This is a genomic window from Bradyrhizobium embrapense, from assembly GCF_001189235.2.
In the GTDB taxonomy this organism is placed as follows: Bacteria; Pseudomonadota; Alphaproteobacteria; order Rhizobiales; family Xanthobacteraceae; genus Bradyrhizobium; species Bradyrhizobium embrapense.
On the sequence record NZ_LFIP02000002.1, the window covers coordinates 148,855 to 164,752 of the forward strand.

The following is a 15,898-nucleotide window of genomic DNA, read 5'->3' on the forward strand; positions in this document are numbered from 1 at the left end:
CGATGACGGATGCCAATCCCGTAACCGACATGCTGGAGCCGATCGCCGATGTCGGCGGCGCCGCGCAGCCGCTGTTGCAAGTCAATGGACTGACCAAGCACTTTCCGGTGCGCGGCGGGCTGTTCAGCCCGCGCAAGACCGTGCGGGCCGTCGACGACGTCACCTTCGCAGTCATGAAGGGCGAGACCGTCGGCATCGTCGGTGAATCCGGTTGCGGCAAGTCGACCACCGCGCGGCTATTGATGCATCTAATGACGCGCGATGCCGGCGACATCATCTATGATGGAAGGCAGGTCGGCGCCGCGCTCTCGCTGCGCGATTTGCGGCGCGGCGTGCAGATGGTGTTCCAGGACAGCTACGCCTCACTCAATCCGCGCCTCACCATCGAGGAGTCGATCGCGTTCGGACCCAAAGTGCACGGCATGGCCGATGACACGGCGCGGACGCTGGCGCGCGAGCTGCTCGGCAAGGTGGGCTTGCGCCCGGAGATTTTCGCCAACCGTTATCCACACGAAGTGTCGGGCGGCCAGCGCCAGCGCGTCAACATCGCCCGCGCGCTCGCGCTGTCGCCGCGGCTCGTGATCCTGGACGAGGCGGTGTCCGCGCTCGACAAGTCGGTCGAGGCGCAGGTGCTCAACCTGCTCGCCGACCTGAAGCGTGAATTCGGCTTGACCTATCTGTTCATCAGCCACGATCTCAACGTCGTTCGCTACATCTCCGATCGCGTGCTGGTGATGTATCTCGGCGAAGTCGTCGAGCTCGGCCCGGTCGACGCGGTCTGGGACGCGCCGGCGCATCCCTATACCCGCGCGCTGCTGGCCGCGATGCCGTCGTCCGATCCTGACAGGCGCACCGAGGTGCCGCCGATCTCGGGCGATCCACCCAATCCGATCGATCCGCCGGCCGGCTGTCGATTCCACACCCGTTGCCCGTTTGCGGAGCCGCTCTGCGCAAACGTCACGCCAAAACTCAGCGATCTCGATACAATGGGCCATCAAGCGGCATGCTACATGGCCATTCCTGGCTCGGGGCACAGCCGCGCGCCGGCAAAAGCAAAAGGAGAAAACGCGGCATGACCAGACCAACTCCCAAGGACGTCAAGGTGATCGCGCATGTCGCCGACGTGCCCGCTGACGACGAGGTCGCGAACCGCATCGCCAATTCGATCGGACCGGCATTCGACGGCTTCGCGCCGATCTCCGGCACGCTGCCGTTCGATCTCGAACCCGCGAGCTTCCTGCTGGCGCAGAAGGTGTCGAAATGAGCACCGAACCTGCCCTGATGACGCTGACCGCGGTCGCCAAGGCGATTGCCGACAAGAAACTCTCCTCGCATGAGGTGACGCGCGCCGTACTACACCGCATCGCGGAATGGCAGCCGCGCCTCAACGCCTATATGGCGATCGAATCGGAGCAGGCGCTGGCCGCCGCCACCGAGGCCGATGCCGCGCTCGCCAAGGGCAACAGCCGGGGCGCACTGCACGGCGTGCCGCTGGCGCACAAGGACATGTATTACGAGGCTGGCAAGGTTGTGACCTGCGGCTCGCTGATCCGCCGCGACTTCGTGCCGAAGACGACCGCGACCGCGTTGCAGCGGCTGAAGGATGCCGGGCAGGTCCGGCTCGGCTCGCTGCAGATGGTCGAGTTCGCCTATGGGCCGACCGGCCACAACGTGCATTACGGCGCGGTGCGCAATCCCTGGAACACCGAGCACATCACCGGCGGCTCGTCCTCGGGCTCGGGCTCGGCGGTCGCTGCACGGCTCACCTTCGCAGCACTTGGTTCCGACACCGGCGGTTCGATCCGGATGCCTGCGCATTTCTGCGGCGTCACCGGCCTGAAGACGACGGTCGGCCGCATCAGCCGCGCCGGCGCAATGCCGTTGTCGCAATCGCTCGACACCGTCGGCCCGCTGGCGCAGACTGCCGAGGACTGCGCGCTGCTGCTCGGCCTGATGGCCGGCGCCGACCCTGAGGATCTGACGGCGTCGACGCAGCCAGTGCCGGACTACATGGCGGCGACAAAGCAGTCGTTGAAGGGTCTCAAGATCGGCGTCCCGACGGCGTTCTATGTCGACGACCTCGATGGCGAGGTGGCGCGCGTCCTCGACGAGACGGTGGCGACCCTGAAGAAGGAGGGTGCCGAGATCGTCAAGGTCGAGCTGCCTGATCAGCGCCAGCTCGGCTCGGCGTCGCAACTGGTTCTCGCGGTCGAGGCCGCCGCCTTCCACAAGCGCTGGATGATCGAGCGGCCGCAGGATTACGGCGCGCAGGTCCTGATGCGGCTGCAGAACGGCCTGACCATTCCGGCAGTCACCTATCTCGAGGCGATGCGCTGGCGTGGGCCCGCGCTCGCCGCGCACAACGCGGCGGTCAGCGGGATCGATGCTGTGATCGCGCCGTCCTCGCCGGTACCGGCGCCGACCATCGCCGAGAGTGATGTCGGCAATGGCCCTGGCGCGGAGGCGGTGATCCAGCGGCTGACCCGGTTCACCCGCCCGGTCAATTATCTCGGCCTGCCGTCGCTCGCGATCCCCTCGGGCTTCACCAAGACGGGTCTGCCGGTTGGGATGCAACTGATCGGCCGCTCCTTCGAGGAAGCGGTGCTGCTCCGGATCGGCGCTGCCTTCCAGCGCGCGACCGACTTCCACGCCAGGGTCCCCAAGCTCGCATGACCAACCTCGTCGAGATCAACAACCTCAACATTCGCTTCACCGGCGATCGCACGGTCCATGCCGTGAACGATCTCAGCCTGCAGATCGGCGAGGGCGAGGTGTTGGGGCTGCTCGGCGAGTCCGGTTCGGGCAAGAGCGTGACCTTGCGCGCGCTGATGCGGCTGTTGCCGAAGAAGCGCACGCAGATCTCCGGTAGCGTGAAAGTGCTCGGCCGGGACGTGCTGGCGATGGATGACGAGGCGCTGTCCGCATTCCGCGGCCAGACCGTCTCGATGATCTTCCAGGAGCCGGCGCTGGCGCTCGATCCGGTCTACACGATCGGCCGCCAGATCGCGGAGACGGTGATGCGCCACGAGGGCAAGAGCAAGCGCGACGCTACCGCGCGCGCGCTCGAGATGCTCGAGGTGGTGCGGATCCCCTCCGCGAGGCGAAGGCTGGACTCCTATCCGCACGAGATGTCGGGCGGCATGCGCCAGCGCGCGATGATCGCGCTGGCGCTGGCCTGCAAGCCGAAGATCCTGCTCGCGGACGAGCCGACCACCGCGCTCGATGCCACCGTGCAGATCCAGATCCTGCTGCTGCTGCGCGAGTTGCAGCGCGAGTTCGGGATGTCCGTCATCTTCGTCACCCACGACATCGGCGTTGCCATCGAGATCTGCGACCGGGTCGCGGTGATGTATGCCGGGCAGATCGTGGAGCAGGGCGCCTTGCGCGACATCGTGCGCACGCCGGTCCATCCCTACGCGAAGGGCTTGCTGGCCTCGACCATTCACGGCGCGATGCGCGGACAGCGGCTCGAGACCATCCCGGGCACGCCGCCCTCGCTCGACCAGGCACCGGCCAGCTGTTCGTTCGCGCCGCGTTGCAAGTTCGCCGAACCGCGCTGCAGCGGGAGCCTGCCGCCGAGCGTGCAGGTCGCGCCCGGCCATCTGGCGCGCTGCGTCCTGGCAGAGCCGGCCGCGGCGACGGTTTAGCTCGCCCGCGCGACCGCCTCGGCGATCCAGCGCCGCACCGCCGCGATCCGCCGGTCCCGCGCCTGCTCGGTGCGGGAGACCAGATAGATCGTCTCGCTGGGCTCGGCCTCGAACGCAAACGGCGCCACCAGCCGCTTGCCGAAGCCTGGCCGCGCCTTGATCAGCGGCGCCATTGCAAGCGCCACGCCTAGCCCATGTTCTGCGGCCTCCAGCATCGCCGGCACGCTGTCGAGCCACAGATGCCCGCGCGGGGCGAGATGTGGCAGCCCCGCCTCCTTGAGCCAGGCCGGCCACCCCCGCGGTTGCGTCGTGACATGGATCAGCACCTCGCGCGACAGGTCTGCCGGGTTCCGAAGCCCCGCCTTGACCAGCGCCGGCGTGCACACCGGCAATGCCCTGACCTGGACCAGCGGCTCGACCTTCAGCCCGGCCGCATGTTCCCGCCCGTAGCGGACCGCGACGTCGACGCGGGAGCCGTTGAAGTCGGCATATTGGTGCGTGGCCTCAATCCGCAGCGTCAGTTGCGGGTGGCGCCGCTTGAACTCCGGCAGCGCCGGCAGCAGCACGGCGCTGGTGAAGAACGGCAGCGAGCTGATCCACAGCTCGCCGCTGGCCTCGCCGCGTTGCCGCAGCATGTCGCGGCTTGCTTCCTGCAGCGTTGCCAGCGCGGCCGACACTTTCGCAAGGTAACGCTCACCGTCCGCGGTCAGGCGCACCGAGCGCGCGCCGCGGACGAACAGCTTGGTGCCGAACTGCTGTTCCAGCCCGCGGATCTGGTGGCTGATCGCCGACGGGCTCAGCGACAGGTCGCGCGCGGCGCGGCGGAAGCTGAGCTGGGTGGCCGCGCGCTCGAATGCAAGCAGCGCCGGCAGCGGCGGGATGGCCCGCGGATCCGGGGCGTCCAATGGGTGAATCCGGTTCACCTGAAGTGATGAATGGCCGTTTGTCATGACCGCTATTCTTGGATCAGATTGGCCCTGCGCTCAATCCTGCTCACCTCATGAGATTTATCAGCCTTGGCCATCTTCGAACCAACAGCTACGCCGCATCACTGGAAGCCGGCCGCGCTGGCGGCGGGGCCGTTCGCAGGCCTGCAGGGCGGAGCGGTCGCAAGCCTGTTGACCGCGGAGGTCGAGGCGATGGCAGGTCCGCGCAACTGGGGCACCGCGATATCGGCGTCAGCCTGGTTCCTGCGGCCGACCCCGATGGCGGAATTGCGCACGCAGGTCGCCGCCGTGACCGAGGGCGGCCGGGTCAGCGTCGTCGACAACACGCTCTGGCCGGTCGGCGAGGAGCAGCCCTGCGCGACGGTGCGCGTGACGCTGTCGCGCGAACGCGCGGTCGAGATCCCCGGCTTTCGCGGCAGCGCAGCCGACCCGGTGGATCCCATGCGCTTTCCGCTGCGCAGCCCGCACGCGGTCCATGGCCGCAGCTGGTTCATGGACGCGATGGAGGCCCGTGCCGGCGGCGATGTCGCCTGGTTTCGCATGCACCACAGCGTGGTTGCGGACGCCGGTCCGCTGGCGCGCGTGCTCGGCCCGGCCGACTGGACCCACGGCATCGCGCGCCCGGTGCAGAACGTGGTGGCCGACCCCAATCCGAACCTCGCGGTGCAGCTGCTCAGACCGCCGCGGGGGGCGTGGATCGGCATTCGCGCCGAGGCCCGCTGGCGCCCGGAGGCCGGGCTCGGCGTCGGCAGCGGTGTATTGCTCGATGTTGATGGCGAGATCGGCCGGGTCTCGATGTCGGTCATTCTCGTGCCCTTTCCGAGAAGCGCACCGGCGGCCGGCCCGGGTTCCGCGGCCGGCTAACGCTAATTATTCCTTCAACTGTCTGTGGCATCACAAAAATAGGCCGCCAACCATGCTTTGGTCGGCGCGACTTAAATGGACGGTGGTCGCAAACGCCTATACAAGTCGGTGATCACGTAGCTCTTTTGATTGCAGAGATCGGTTTTTATGGCAGTCGCGCCCGCTGTCCGGCGTTCCGAACTGGCTGAGGCGCTGCGCGCATGCCGCAGTGCCTTCATCGGCGTCGGCCTCATCAGCTGCATGATCAACCTGCTCTATCTGACAGGTTCGATGTTCATGCTGCAGGTGTACGACCGGGTGCTGCCGAGCCGCAGCGTTCCGACCCTGATCGGCCTCGTCGTCATCGCCGCGGTCCTCTACATGGCCCAGGGCGTGCTCGATCTGCTGCGTGGACGGATTCTCGGCCGCGTCGGCACCTCGCTCGACGAAGCGCTCAATGCGCGGGTGTTCGACACCATCGTGCGGCTGCCGCTGATGGCCGGCAATCGCAGCGAGGGCCTGCAGCCGCTACGCGACCTCGACAATGTGCGTTCCTTCCTCGGCAGCATGGGGCCCGGTGCGTTCTTCGATCTGCCCTGGCTGCCGTTCTACATGCTGATCTGCTTCGCGTTCCATTGGCTGCTCGGCGTCACGGCGCTGGTCGGCGCCGTGATCCTGGTGATGTTGACGCTGATCACCGAATACCTGTCGCGCACGCCGGCGAGGGAAGCGATGTCGCTCGCGGCGCGGCGCAACGATCTCGCTGCCTCCAGCCGCCGCAACGCCGAAGTGCTCGTGGCGATGGGCATGGCCGGGCGGATGAACAAGCGCTGGAACGAAGCCAACGAGGAGTATCTGTCCGGCAACCAGCGGGCCAGCGACGTGAGCGGCGGGCTCGGTGCGGTCGCCAAGGTGCTGCGCATGATGCTGCAGTCCGCCGTGCTCGCGGTCGGTGCCTATCTCGTGATCCACCAGGAGGCCACCGGCGGCATCATCATCGCCGGTTCGATCCTGAGCGCGCGGGCGCTGGCGCCGGTCGATCTCGCGATCGCGCATTGGAAGAGCTTCGTCGCCGCGCGGCAGAGCTGGCAGCGCCTCAACCGCCTGCTGCAGCAGATTCCGGCGCGACCGGAGCAGACGCTGCTGCAGGCGCCGCAGAAGAAGCTTTCCGTCGAAGGGGTGACCATGGTGGCGCCGGGTGACCAGCGCCCGATTGTGCAGGACGTCACCTTCGCCGTCGAAGCCGGCAGCGGCGTCGGCGTGATCGGCCCGAGCGGGTCCGGCAAGTCGTCGCTGATCCGGGCGCTAGTCGGCGTCTGGGTGCCGGTGCGCGGCAAGGTACGGCTCGACGGCGCCGCGCTCGATCAGTGGTCGTCGGACCAACTCGGCCGCCATGTCGGCTATCTGCCTCAGGACGTCGAATTGTTCGCCGGCACCGTCGCGCAGAACATCTGCCGGTTCGATCCCGACGCCAAGTCCGACGGCATCATCGCGGCGGCCAAGGAGGCCGGCGTGCATGAGATGATCATCAAGATGCGCGAGGGCTACGACACCCAGGTCGGCGAGCAGGGCACTGCGCTTTCCGCCGGCCAGGCACAGCGCGTCGCGCTGGCGCGCGCGCTGTACGGCAATCCGTTCCTGATCGTGCTGGACGAGCCGAACTCCAACCTCGACAGCGAAGGCGACGAGGCGCTGACCCGCGCGGTGCGCAGCGCCCGCGAACGCGGTGCCATTGTCATCGTGGTCGCGCACCGGCCGATCGGTATCGAGGGCGTCGACCAGCTGCTGGTACTCAAGGACGGTCGCATGCAGACTTTCGGGCCGAAGGAAACCGTGCTCGCGCAGGTGCTGCAGCGCGCCGCGCCGCCGGTGCCGACGCCGATCAAGATCGTCGCCGATGCCGGGGCGACCAAGTCATGAGCGGCCGCATGACCGATCAGCCGCGCAATGCACTTGCTTCGATCAGGAAGCACCTCGTGGTCGGCCTCGCCGTGGTCCTGGTGCTGGGCGGCGGCGTCGGCGGCTGGGCTGCGACGGTACCGATCTCGGGCGCGCTGATCGCGCCGGGCTCGGTGGTGGTCGATACCAACGTCAAGAAAGTGCAGCATCCGACCGGCGGTGTCGTCGGCGAAATCCTGGCGCGCGACGGCGACACGGTCAAGGCGGGCGACGTTGTCGTGCGTCTCGACGAGACCGTTGTGAAGGCGAGCCTTGCGATCGTGGTCAAGACGCTGAACGGTCTCTATGCGCGTGCGGCCCGGCTCCAGGCCGAGCAGCAGGGCCTCGACAAGATCGCATTTCCGCCGCAGCTCACCGAGCAGGCCAAGGATCCCGACGTCCGCGACATCATGGCGAGCGAAACCAAGCTGTTCGAGGTGCGGGTCAACGGCCGCGCCGGCCAGAAGGCGCAGTTGCGCGAACGCGTCACCCAGCTCAACGAGGAAATTGCCGGCCTGCAGGCGCAGGAAACCGCCAAGGACAAGGAGATCGCGCTGGTGCAGCAGGAGCTGGTCGGCGTCCGTCAGCTCTATGAGCAGCATCTGGTGCAGCTGACCCGCCTCACCACGCTGGAGCGTGACGCCGCGCGGCTCTCCGGCGAGCGCGCGCAGTACATTGCCTCACGCGCCCAGGCCAAGGGCAAGATCACCGAGACCGAGCTGCAGATCATCCAGGTCGACAAGGACATGCTTTCGGAAGTCTCCAAGGACCTGCGCGAGGCCAATGACAAGATCGGCGAGTTCGTCGAGCGCAAGGTGACCGCCGAAGACCAGCTCCGCCGCATCGACATCCGCGCGCCGCAGGACGGCGTGGTGCTGCAATCGACCGTCCACACCGTCGGCGGCGTCGTTACCGCGGGCGACGCCATCATGATGATCGTGCCGAGGGCCGATGACCTGTCGGTCGAGGCCAAGGTCAATCCGCAGGACATCGACAAGCTCCAGGTCGGACAGAAGACCGTGCTGCGGCTCTCCGCCTTCAACCAGCGCACCACGCCGGAGCTGAACGGTGTCGTTACCCGCGTCTCCGCGGACGTCAACACCGACCAGCGCACCGGGCAGAGCTACTACACGATCCGCGTCTCGATGCCGCCGGAAGAGGTCGCGCGCCTCGGCAGCGAGGTGAAGATCATCCCCGGCATGCCGGTGGAAGCCTTCGTCCAGACCGGCGACCGCACCATGCTGTCGTATCTGATGAAGCCGCTGAGCGACCAGTTCATGCGCTCGTTCCGCGAGAAATGAGGACGCGCGAAATCGTCGTAGCCCGGATGCAGCGTAGCGAAATCCGGGAACGGTCGTGCTGCGGACGCAGTCGCCCCGGATTGCGCTTCGCTGCATCCGGGCTACGGAATTGAAGTCACTGCTCGAGGTTCCTCAACAACAGCTCCAGCGCCGCCTTCGCGAACGTCTGCATGTTGGCCTGCCGGTCGCCGCTCGCGGTCTCCAGCGTGATCACCTGCTGCCGGGGACCTGCGACCGCCATGCAGCTATGGCCGGCGGCATCGCCGTAGCGGTTGCCGGTCGGGCCGGCCGCACCGGTCTCGGACAATCCCCAATCCGCCGAGAGGCGCTCGCGGATCTGGCGCGCCAGCAGTTGCGCGTAGGGTTCCGACGACGAGCGGAGACCGCGCATGGCGTCGTCGGGAATGTCCATCAGCACGCGCCGCGCATCGCGGGTGTAGATCACGCCGCCGCCGAGGAAATAGGCCGATGCGCCGGGCACCGCGAGCAGCGATGCCGAGATCAGTCCGCCGGTGGAGGATTCCGCGACCGCAATGGTCTGCTTGTTCGCGATCAGCTTTGCGGCGACCTGCTCGGCGATGGATATGAGTGCGTTCATCGGCGCTCTTTCTCGTTGTTTGTCATGAAAACTGCCAGGAAAACTGCCAGGAAACTGCCATGAAAATCCCGTGGGGCGTTCTGCCTTCCTAGCACACCACGTCAGCCTCTGCCGATGTTGCGGAGCGCGGCATGGACTGCTTCAATGCCGGACAACAACCAAGCGCCGCCCCGACAGTTGTTGCGAGAGCGTGCGCGGAGGAAACACCATGACGTCGCCGATCGCGGGCGGCGTGGATTGCGATCTGCATCCCGCCGTGCCTCATCTCACCAGTCTGCTGCCGTACATGAACGACTACTGGCGGGACCAGGTGACGACGCGCGGCATGACCGACCTGATCTCGCAATCCTATCCGACCAACTCGCCGATCGCCTCGCGGCCGGACTGGCGTCCCGCGCAGGGCAAGCCGGGTTCGAGCCTCGCCGACATGCAGCGCCAGGCGCTCGACCGGTTCGGCACCGCCACCGGCATCTGCAATCCGCTCTACGGCGTGCAGATGGTGTTCTCCGAGGACATGGCCGATGCGTTCTGCCGCGCGCTCAACGACTGGCTGGTCAAGGAATGGCTCGACAAGGACGATCGGCTGCGCGGCTCGATCGTGATCCCCGTGCAGAGCATCGAGAAGGCTGTCGCCGAGATCGAGCGCTGCGCGCAGGACAGACGCTTCGTGCAGGTGCTGATGCTCGTGATGGGCGACATGCCGCTCGGCAAGCGGCACTATTGGCCGATCTACGCGGCGGCCGAACGGCTCGGCCTGCCGATCGGCATCCATGCCGGCAGCGCCTATCACAACCCGCCGACCTCGGTCGGCTGGGGCTCTTATCACATCGAGGATTATGTCGCGCAGGCGCAGGCGTTCCAGACCCAGCTCACCAGCCTGATCGTCGAGGGGGTGTTCGCGCGTCACCCGAACCTGAAGATGGTGATGCTGGAGTCCGGCTTCACCTGGCTGCCGCCGTTCCTGTGGCGGCTGCACAAGTTCTGGCGCGGCGTGCGCATGGAGACGCCCTGGGTCGACCGCGCGCCGCTGGAGATTGTGCGCAGCAACATCCGTTTCTCATTGCAGCCGGTCGACGCGCCGCCGGACGGCGACACCTTGAACCGGCTGTTCGACCATATGCAGTCGGACGAATTGATCCTATTCTCCACCGACTATCCGCATTGGCAGTTCGACGGTGACGAGGTGTTGCCGAAGGGATTGTCGCAGGATCTGGTCCGCAAGATCATGATCGACAATCCGCATGCGACCTATCCGCGCTTGCAGGTGAAGGAGACGGTGCGATGAACATCCAGATTCGGGAACGTCCCGAGGCGGCTGCGTCGGCTGGCATCAAGACCGCGATCGCCGATTGCGACATTCATCCGGCCCGCGCGACCAAGGACGAACTGCATCCTTATCTGGCCAAGCGCTGGCACAGCCATCTCGAGACCTTCGGCGTCCATGCCTATCAGGGCATGATGGAAGGCCCGCCCTATCCGAAGGCGCAGCCCAATGCCTCGCGCCGCGATGCCTATCCGCCGGAAGGCGGGCCGCAGGGCTCCTCGCTGTCCTTCATGCAGAAGCAGCATCTCGATCCCAACAACGTCGCGCTCGGCGTGCTCAATCCGCTCAACACCGGGCAGGGAATCCGCAACCAGGATCTGGCCGGTGCGATCTGCACGGCGGTCAACGACTGGCAGATCGAGAAATGGACCAGTAAGGATTTACGCCTGAAGGGCTCGGTCGTCGTCGCCAACGAGGACGGCGTGTCGGCCGCGGCCGAAATCCGCCGGCGCGCAGGCGACAGTAATTTCGTCCAGGTGCTGCTGCTGAGCCGCAATGTCGAGCCGCTCGGCCAGCGCCGTTATTGGCCGATCTATGAGGCGGCCGAGGAGGCCGGTCTTCCGATCGGTGTGCACGCCTTCGGCTTCGGCGGCAACCCGATCACCGCGTCGGGCTGGCCGAGCTATTACATCGAGGAGATGGTCGGGCATTCGCAGTGCCAGCAGACCGCACTGGCGAGCCTCGTGCTCGAGGGCGTGTTCGAGCGCTTCCCGAAACTGAAGATGGTGATGGTCGAGGCGGGCTTCGGCTGGGCGCCGTCGCTGGCGTGGCGGCTCGACAAGGTGTTTTCGCGACTGCACGCCGAGGTGCCGCACCTGAAGCGCAAGCCGTCGGAATATATCCGCGATCACATCTGGTGGACGACGCAGCCGATGGAGGATCCGGAGAGCCGCGACCATCTGTTCCAGACCATCGAGTGGATCGGCTGGGACAAGCTGCTGTTTGCGACCGACTACCCGCACTGGGACTATGACGAGCCGTCGCGCGTGCTGCCGGCCGGCGTCAGCGACGCCAACCGCCAGGCGTTCTATCTCGACAATGCGAAGCAGCTGTACGGTATTTCCTAAGATGGCGCGTCATGTGATTGCTCCGGTGGACGAACTGCCGCCGGGGTCGCGGAAATTCCTCGAGATCGACGGACGGCCGATCGCAATCTTCAACGTCAAGGGCGAGTTCTTCGGCCTGCTGAACCGCTGCCCGCATCAGGGCGCGGCGCTGTGCGAGGGGCCGCTGATCGGGCTCGCCTCGTCGTCCGACCCCGGCGAGATCGAATACACCAAGCTCGGCGAGATCCTGCGCTGTCCCTGGCACGGCTGGGAGTTCGATATCCGCACCGGCCAGTCCTATTGCGACCCGCGCCGCTTCCGCGTGCGCGCCTACCCGGTCAGCGTCGAGCCCGGCACCAATGTGGTGAAGGGGCCGTATGTCGCCGAGACCATCAAGGTCGCGGTAGAGAGCGACTACGTGGTGGTGGACCTCTGACCGCGCGTCATTCCGGGGCGCCGCCAAGCGGCGAGCCCGGAATCCATTTCTCCGCTTGGATATGTCGCCCGATGGATTCCGGGCTCGATGCTGCGCATCGCCCCGGAATGACGGCGGGCAATTATTCGCCGTGCACCATCATCTGCCGTTCCCGTGCGTAGCGCACCAGCGCGACGAAACGGTAGATGCCGTGGACGAATTTTCCGTAAGGCATGGTGATGAACAGCGCGAATACCACGCCGAGATGCAGCGCCAGCAGCGGGCCCATCGCGGCGCTCTCGCGCCACAGCAGCAAGGCAAGGCCGGTGACGCTAGTCAGGAACAGCATCAGGATGAACGCGGTGTCCATGCCCATCTGCTGCGCGTCGACCAGCACGCGGTCGCGTTTCCATTTCTCCGACAGGAGCCCGATCGGGCCGACCACGAGGCCGATGCCGCCGAGCGTGCCGAGCACCACCGGCAGGTCCCACCACGCATAGGGCGCCTCGCGCGCCAAGAGGTAATGGTAGAGCGTGCCGACGCAGGTCGCGGCGAAGCACAGGGCGAAGCCGTAGAAGGTGAGGTGGTGATACAGCTTGCGGCGGTCGGTCGGATGATCGTCCTCGTTGAAGCAGCCGACGCCGCCACCGTCGAGATAGCGCAATTCGCCGGCATCGCGGACCGCCTGCAACAGCGATCTTGCGTCGGTCGTCATGCCGGCCGGCTCGCCGATATCACGCCAGAACGCCCGCACGCCCATCACCAGCGCGAGGATCGCGTAGAGCAAAGCGGCGCCGAACAGCAGCGCCATCGCATTATGCGGCATCAGTTTGTAGAACGCGCCGGGACCAGTGTGGATGCCGGTGAGCACGCCGCGGTCGTTGATCGCGGCGAAGCCGAAGATGAAGGCGGCAACGCTGAGTGCTGCGATCAGGCTGATGACGAGACCGTTGCGCGCGAACGCGCCGGAGAAGGCCCGCGGCCAGGCATAGGCGGCGTAGGACTCTGCGCGCGCCACCGCCAGTGTCTTCGGCACATTGACGTTGAACTCGTGCGGCGGCGAGAACTGGCAATCCGTGTAGCAGGCGCCGCAGGCGTGGCACAGATTGGCGAGATAGTTGAGGTCGCCGTCGGAGAAGGCGCGACGCATCTCCATCGCGGGAAACACCGCGCACAGGCCCTCGCAATAGCGGCAGGAATTGCACACCGTCATCAGACGGTCGGCTTCCTGCAAGATTCTCGTCCCGTGCATCGCGCGTTGGTGTCCTATTTCTTGGTGAGCCCTTTGCCTTCCAGCCATGTCTGGATCAGGCCGGCGACCTCGGCGTTGTTCTTGTCCATCATCATCATGTGCGAATTGCCTGTGATGCCGGCCTTGGGCAGGTCGACCACGTCGACGCTGCCGCCGGCGGCGCGGATGGCGTCGGCAAAGGCGCCGCCGGTGGCGCGGATCTTCGGCCAGCGCGAATCGCGCTCGATGTAATCGCCATAAACCATCAGCGTCGGGATGTTCTTCAGGACGTCGACCTTGGCGGGATCGCCGACCCCGGCCGGCTCGATGGCGATCAGCGCCTTGACCTTGTCGGGCCGCGCCTGCGCGACCTTGAAGCCGAACGTGCCGGCCTGGCTGTGGAACAGGATGATGCAGGGGCCGACGCGATCGATCTCGGCAATGTAGGCCGCGATCGTCGCGTCGTCGGTGGTGGTCCAGCGCGGCACGTTCTGCTTGACGAAATTTTCGTAGCCTTCGTTCGGGAACTGGCTGCCCGGCATCAGGCGGCGCTTGGCCGGATCGGGATCGTAGGAGCCGGGGCCGTCGCCGATGCGGAAGCGCTCGAACGGATTGGCAGTCGTGAGGAACACCGGCTCGCCCTTGAAGATATCGGGATATTGCGCCCAGCCGGCGCGGCCGCGCTCGACGGCGTCCGAATTGTAGACGCTCCAGCCCCTGCGCAGGAAGTAGTTCAGCCAGCCCTCGCGGCCGTCCGGCGTCGTCTCATAGGTGACGCCGGTCAGGCCGCCGCCGTGCCACAGCAACAGCGGATAGGCGCCCTTCTCGTTTTGCGGCAGGAAGTACTGCACGTACATCTGCTCGACCTGGTAGGTGCCGTTCGGATCGACTTTTGCGGGCACGCCGCCGGGCGTGAAGGTAACTTCTTTCACCGGCTTGCCTGATATCTCGACGAGGCGGCCGCCGACATGAAACGAGCCCATGTCGCGCAGCGCGATCGGCTCGGCGGCGTGGCTGGCGGCCGAGGCCATCAGGATCGCCGCAGCGGCGAACATCGCAACACGTGACATCGCTCCTCCCCGATCGCGCGGCACTCAATTCCGCGCATTCTTCGCCGCTTCCCGGCCGGCGACACGGCCGAACACGCTGCCGATGGTCATGCCGATGCCGGCGGCGTAGCCCTTGCCGAGCACGTTGCCGGCCATGATCTCGCCGGCGGCGAACATGTTGGCGGACGGCTTGCCGTCCTTCATCAGCATTCGCGCCTCTCTGTTCACGCGGGTACCGAGATAGGTGAAGGTGATGCCGGGCCGCACCGGATAGGCGAGGTAGGGCGGCGTGTCGATCTTGCGCGCCCAATGCGTCTTCGGCGGCGTGATGCCTTGGGTAGCACAGTCGTCGAGGTTGGTGTGGTCGAACGTCCCGGGTTGCACCGCGGCGTTGAACTCGGTGATGGTCTTTTCCAGTGCCGCGGCATCGAGCTCGAGCTTGCCGGCAAGCTCGGCGATCGTCGCGCCCGCGATCGGCGGAAACAGCGTCGGCATGAAGCTCGTCACGACGGTCGAGTCGAAAATGATGTACGCGATCTGGTCCGGCTGCGCGGCGACCAGGCGGCCCCAGATCGCATAGCGCTTCGGCCAGATGTCCTCGCCTTCGTCGTAGAAGCGCTCGGCATGCCTGTTGACGACGATGCCGAACACCACCGAGTCGTGCCGAGTGATGATGCCGCCGTCGAATTTCGGCGCACGGGCATCGATCGCGACCGCGTGGCACTGCGTGGGATCGCCGATCTCCTGCACGCCCTTGGCGAGCAGCATCTTGAGGATCGTGCCGCGGTTATAGGGTGTGCCGCGGATCAGGAAATTGTCGGCGGCCTCGCCCCAATATTGCTTCAGCCATTCGATGTTGGCCTCGAAGCCGCCGGCCGCCCCGACCAGCGTCGAGGCGCGCACCTCGGTCTTGCCGCCGACCGGCTGCTTCAGCTGCGCTGACAGGAACATGCCGTCCTCGATCACGAGGTCGATCACCTCGGCATCGTAGAGGATGTCGACGCCGAGCTCCTCGGCGGTGCGATACAGCGCGTTCAGCATCGCGCGGCCGCCGCCGAGGAAGAACGAGTTGGTACGGCCAAGGCTCAGCGTGCCGCCGAGCGAGGGCTGCCAGCGCACGCCTTGTTCGACGATCCAGTTCAGGATGTCCTTGGACTCGTGGATCATGAAGCGCGCCAGTTCCTCGTCGGTCTGGCCGCCGGTCACCAGCAGCAAATCCTTCCAGAACTCCTCCTCGGTGTAGGGACCGGTGAGGATCTCGGTCGCCGCGTCATGAGCGCAGCGCATGTTGCGGGTGTGGCGGGTGTTGCCGCCACGGTAGAACTTCGGGGCCCCCTCCAGCACCAGCACGGAGGCGCCGGCGCGCCGCGCGCTGATCGCAGCACAGAGGGCGGCGTTGCCGCCGCCGATCACCAGCACGTCGAACCTGCGTGTCAGATCAACCATGCGCTCTTGTTATCGCTGTCGGCATGGAAAGCAACAGGGGCAGGCGAATGAGCATGATCCGGAAAAGTGTGTAGCGGTTTTCCGAAAGATCATGCTCAAATAAGGAGTCTGCC

The 15,898-nt window shown here is 66.4% G+C and carries 15 protein-coding genes; 10 read left to right on the top strand and 5 right to left on the bottom strand.

Annotated elements, in window-relative coordinates:
- Window positions 1-2 precede the first annotated feature (2 nt).
- Genes AKN83_RS08100 through AKN83_RS08115 form a run of 4 tightly spaced genes read left to right on the top strand, consistent with a single transcriptional unit; the run spans window position 3 to window position 3,647 of the window.
- Window positions 3-1,076, top strand: coding sequence for an ABC transporter ATP-binding protein (locus AKN83_RS08100; protein WP_050403861.1), 1,074 nt, complete (start codon window positions 3-5; stop codon window positions 1,074-1,076).
- Window positions 1,073-1,264, top strand: a complete 192-nt coding sequence (locus AKN83_RS08105) for a hypothetical protein (RefSeq protein WP_050403862.1) — start codon at window positions 1,073-1,075, stop codon at window positions 1,262-1,264. Before AKN83_RS08100 ends, AKN83_RS08105 begins: the two co-directional genes overlap by 4 nt.
- Window positions 1,261-2,673 carry an Asp-tRNA(Asn)/Glu-tRNA(Gln) amidotransferase GatCAB subunit A gene (locus tag AKN83_RS08110; RefSeq protein ID WP_050403863.1) on the top strand — a complete coding sequence of 471 codons (1,413 nt, stop codon included), beginning with the start codon at window positions 1,261-1,263 and terminating at the stop codon, window positions 2,671-2,673. Before AKN83_RS08105 ends, AKN83_RS08110 begins: the two co-directional genes overlap by 4 nt.
- Window positions 2,670-3,647 carry an ABC transporter ATP-binding protein gene (locus tag AKN83_RS08115; protein WP_050403864.1) on the top strand — a complete coding sequence of 326 codons (978 nt, stop codon included), beginning with the start codon at window positions 2,670-2,672 and terminating at the stop codon, window positions 3,645-3,647. Before AKN83_RS08110 ends, AKN83_RS08115 begins: the two co-directional genes overlap by 4 nt.
- Here AKN83_RS08115 and AKN83_RS08120 read toward each other — a convergent pair.
- Window positions 3,644-4,552: a LysR substrate-binding domain-containing protein gene (locus AKN83_RS08120; protein WP_050403865.1), complete on the bottom strand. Its 909-nt coding sequence runs from the start codon at window positions 4,550-4,552 to the stop codon at window positions 3,644-3,646. The genes AKN83_RS08115 and AKN83_RS08120 overlap by 4 nt on opposite strands.
- Before the next feature lie 111 nt (window positions 4,553-4,663).
- On the opposite strand from AKN83_RS08120, the gene AKN83_RS08125 reads away from it, so the two are divergent.
- The 3 genes from AKN83_RS08125 (at window position 4,664) to AKN83_RS08135 (ending at window position 8,676) form a co-directional block, all read left to right on the top strand.
- Window positions 4,664-5,458 (top strand): acyl-CoA thioesterase domain-containing protein, encoded by a 795-nt coding sequence (locus AKN83_RS08125; RefSeq protein ID WP_050403866.1) that lies wholly within the window; start codon window positions 4,664-4,666, stop codon window positions 5,456-5,458.
- A 147-nt stretch (window positions 5,459-5,605) separates the two neighbouring features.
- On the top strand, window positions 5,606-7,357 hold the full coding sequence (locus AKN83_RS08130; RefSeq protein WP_050403867.1) for a type I secretion system permease/ATPase: 1,752 nt from the start codon (window positions 5,606-5,608) through the stop codon (window positions 7,355-7,357).
- A gap of 8 nt (window positions 7,358-7,365) precedes the next feature.
- Window positions 7,366-8,676, top strand: a complete 1,311-nt coding sequence (locus AKN83_RS08135; RefSeq protein WP_172803506.1) for an HlyD family type I secretion periplasmic adaptor subunit — start codon at window positions 7,366-7,368, stop codon at window positions 8,674-8,676.
- A gap of 115 nt (window positions 8,677-8,791) precedes the next feature.
- Here the strand turns inward: AKN83_RS08135 and AKN83_RS08140 are convergent, their stop codons facing one another.
- A complete protein-coding gene (locus tag AKN83_RS08140) occupies window positions 8,792-9,274 on the bottom strand; it encodes a CinA family protein (RefSeq protein WP_050403869.1) in 483 nt (160 codons plus the stop codon).
- Between the two features lie 208 nt (window positions 9,275-9,482).
- Here AKN83_RS08140 and AKN83_RS08145 point away from each other — a divergent pair, with 208 nt between their 5' ends.
- Genes AKN83_RS08145 through AKN83_RS08155 form a run of 3 tightly spaced genes read left to right on the top strand, consistent with a single transcriptional unit; the run spans window position 9,483 to window position 12,080 of the window.
- Window positions 9,483-10,559, top strand: a complete 1,077-nt coding sequence (locus AKN83_RS08145; RefSeq protein WP_050403870.1) for an amidohydrolase family protein — start codon at window positions 9,483-9,485, stop codon at window positions 10,557-10,559.
- Entirely contained in the window at window positions 10,556-11,665 is a 1,110-nt protein-coding gene (locus AKN83_RS08150; protein WP_050403871.1) for an amidohydrolase family protein, read from the top strand. Before AKN83_RS08145 ends, AKN83_RS08150 begins: the two co-directional genes overlap by 4 nt.
- Window position 11,666: 1 nt before the next feature.
- A complete protein-coding gene (locus tag AKN83_RS08155; RefSeq protein WP_050403872.1) occupies window positions 11,667-12,080 on the top strand; it encodes a Rieske (2Fe-2S) protein in 414 nt (137 codons plus the stop codon).
- Window positions 12,081-12,201: 121 nt separating this feature from the next.
- Here the strand turns inward: AKN83_RS08155 and tcuB are convergent, their stop codons facing one another.
- From tcuB to tcuA, 3 genes are read right to left on the bottom strand one after another with little or no spacing between them, the layout of a single operon-like run.
- The gene (tcuB, locus tag AKN83_RS08160) at window positions 12,202-13,311 is read right to left on the bottom strand and encodes a tricarballylate utilization 4Fe-4S protein TcuB (protein WP_050403873.1); all 1,110 of its coding nucleotides are present in this window, start codon (window positions 13,309-13,311) and stop codon (window positions 12,202-12,204) included.
- 14 nt (window positions 13,312-13,325) lie between these two features.
- Window positions 13,326-14,360 carry an alpha/beta hydrolase gene (locus AKN83_RS08165; RefSeq protein WP_050403874.1) on the bottom strand — a complete coding sequence of 345 codons (1,035 nt, stop codon included), beginning with the start codon at window positions 14,358-14,360 and terminating at the stop codon, window positions 13,326-13,328.
- A 24-nt stretch (window positions 14,361-14,384) separates the two neighbouring features.
- Window positions 14,385-15,785, bottom strand: coding sequence for an FAD-dependent tricarballylate dehydrogenase TcuA (gene tcuA, locus AKN83_RS08170; protein ID WP_172803507.1), 1,401 nt, complete (start codon window positions 15,783-15,785; stop codon window positions 14,385-14,387).
- Between the last annotated feature and the right edge of the window lie 113 nt (window positions 15,786-15,898).

Coding starts and splice junctions, on each gene's coding strand:
- AKN83_RS08100 (WP_050403861.1), top strand. CDS start 3: ATGACGGATGCCAATCCCGTAACCGACATGCTGGAGCCGATCGCCGAT.
- AKN83_RS08105 (WP_050403862.1), top strand. CDS start 1,073: ATGACCAGACCAACTCCCAAGGACGTCAAGGTGATCGCGCATGTCGCC.
- AKN83_RS08110 (WP_050403863.1), top strand. CDS start 1,261: ATGAGCACCGAACCTGCCCTGATGACGCTGACCGCGGTCGCCAAGGCG.
- AKN83_RS08115 (WP_050403864.1), top strand. CDS start 2,670: ATGACCAACCTCGTCGAGATCAACAACCTCAACATTCGCTTCACCGGC.
- AKN83_RS08130 (WP_050403867.1), top strand. CDS start 5,606: ATGGCAGTCGCGCCCGCTGTCCGGCGTTCCGAACTGGCTGAGGCGCTG.
- AKN83_RS08135 (WP_172803506.1), top strand. CDS start 7,366: ATGACCGATCAGCCGCGCAATGCACTTGCTTCGATCAGGAAGCACCTC.
- AKN83_RS08140 (WP_050403869.1), bottom strand. CDS start 9,274: ATGAACGCACTCATATCCATCGCCGAGCAGGTCGCCGCAAAGCTGATC.
- AKN83_RS08145 (WP_050403870.1), top strand. CDS start 9,483: ATGACGTCGCCGATCGCGGGCGGCGTGGATTGCGATCTGCATCCCGCC.
- AKN83_RS08150 (WP_050403871.1), top strand. CDS start 10,556: ATGAACATCCAGATTCGGGAACGTCCCGAGGCGGCTGCGTCGGCTGGC.
- AKN83_RS08155 (WP_050403872.1), top strand. CDS start 11,667: ATGGCGCGTCATGTGATTGCTCCGGTGGACGAACTGCCGCCGGGGTCG.
- tcuB (WP_050403873.1), bottom strand. CDS start 13,311: ATGCACGGGACGAGAATCTTGCAGGAAGCCGACCGTCTGATGACGGTG.
- AKN83_RS08165 (WP_050403874.1), bottom strand. CDS start 14,360: ATGTCACGTGTTGCGATGTTCGCCGCTGCGGCGATCCTGATGGCCTCG.
- tcuA (WP_172803507.1), bottom strand. CDS start 15,785: ATGGTTGATCTGACACGCAGGTTCGACGTGCTGGTGATCGGCGGCGGC.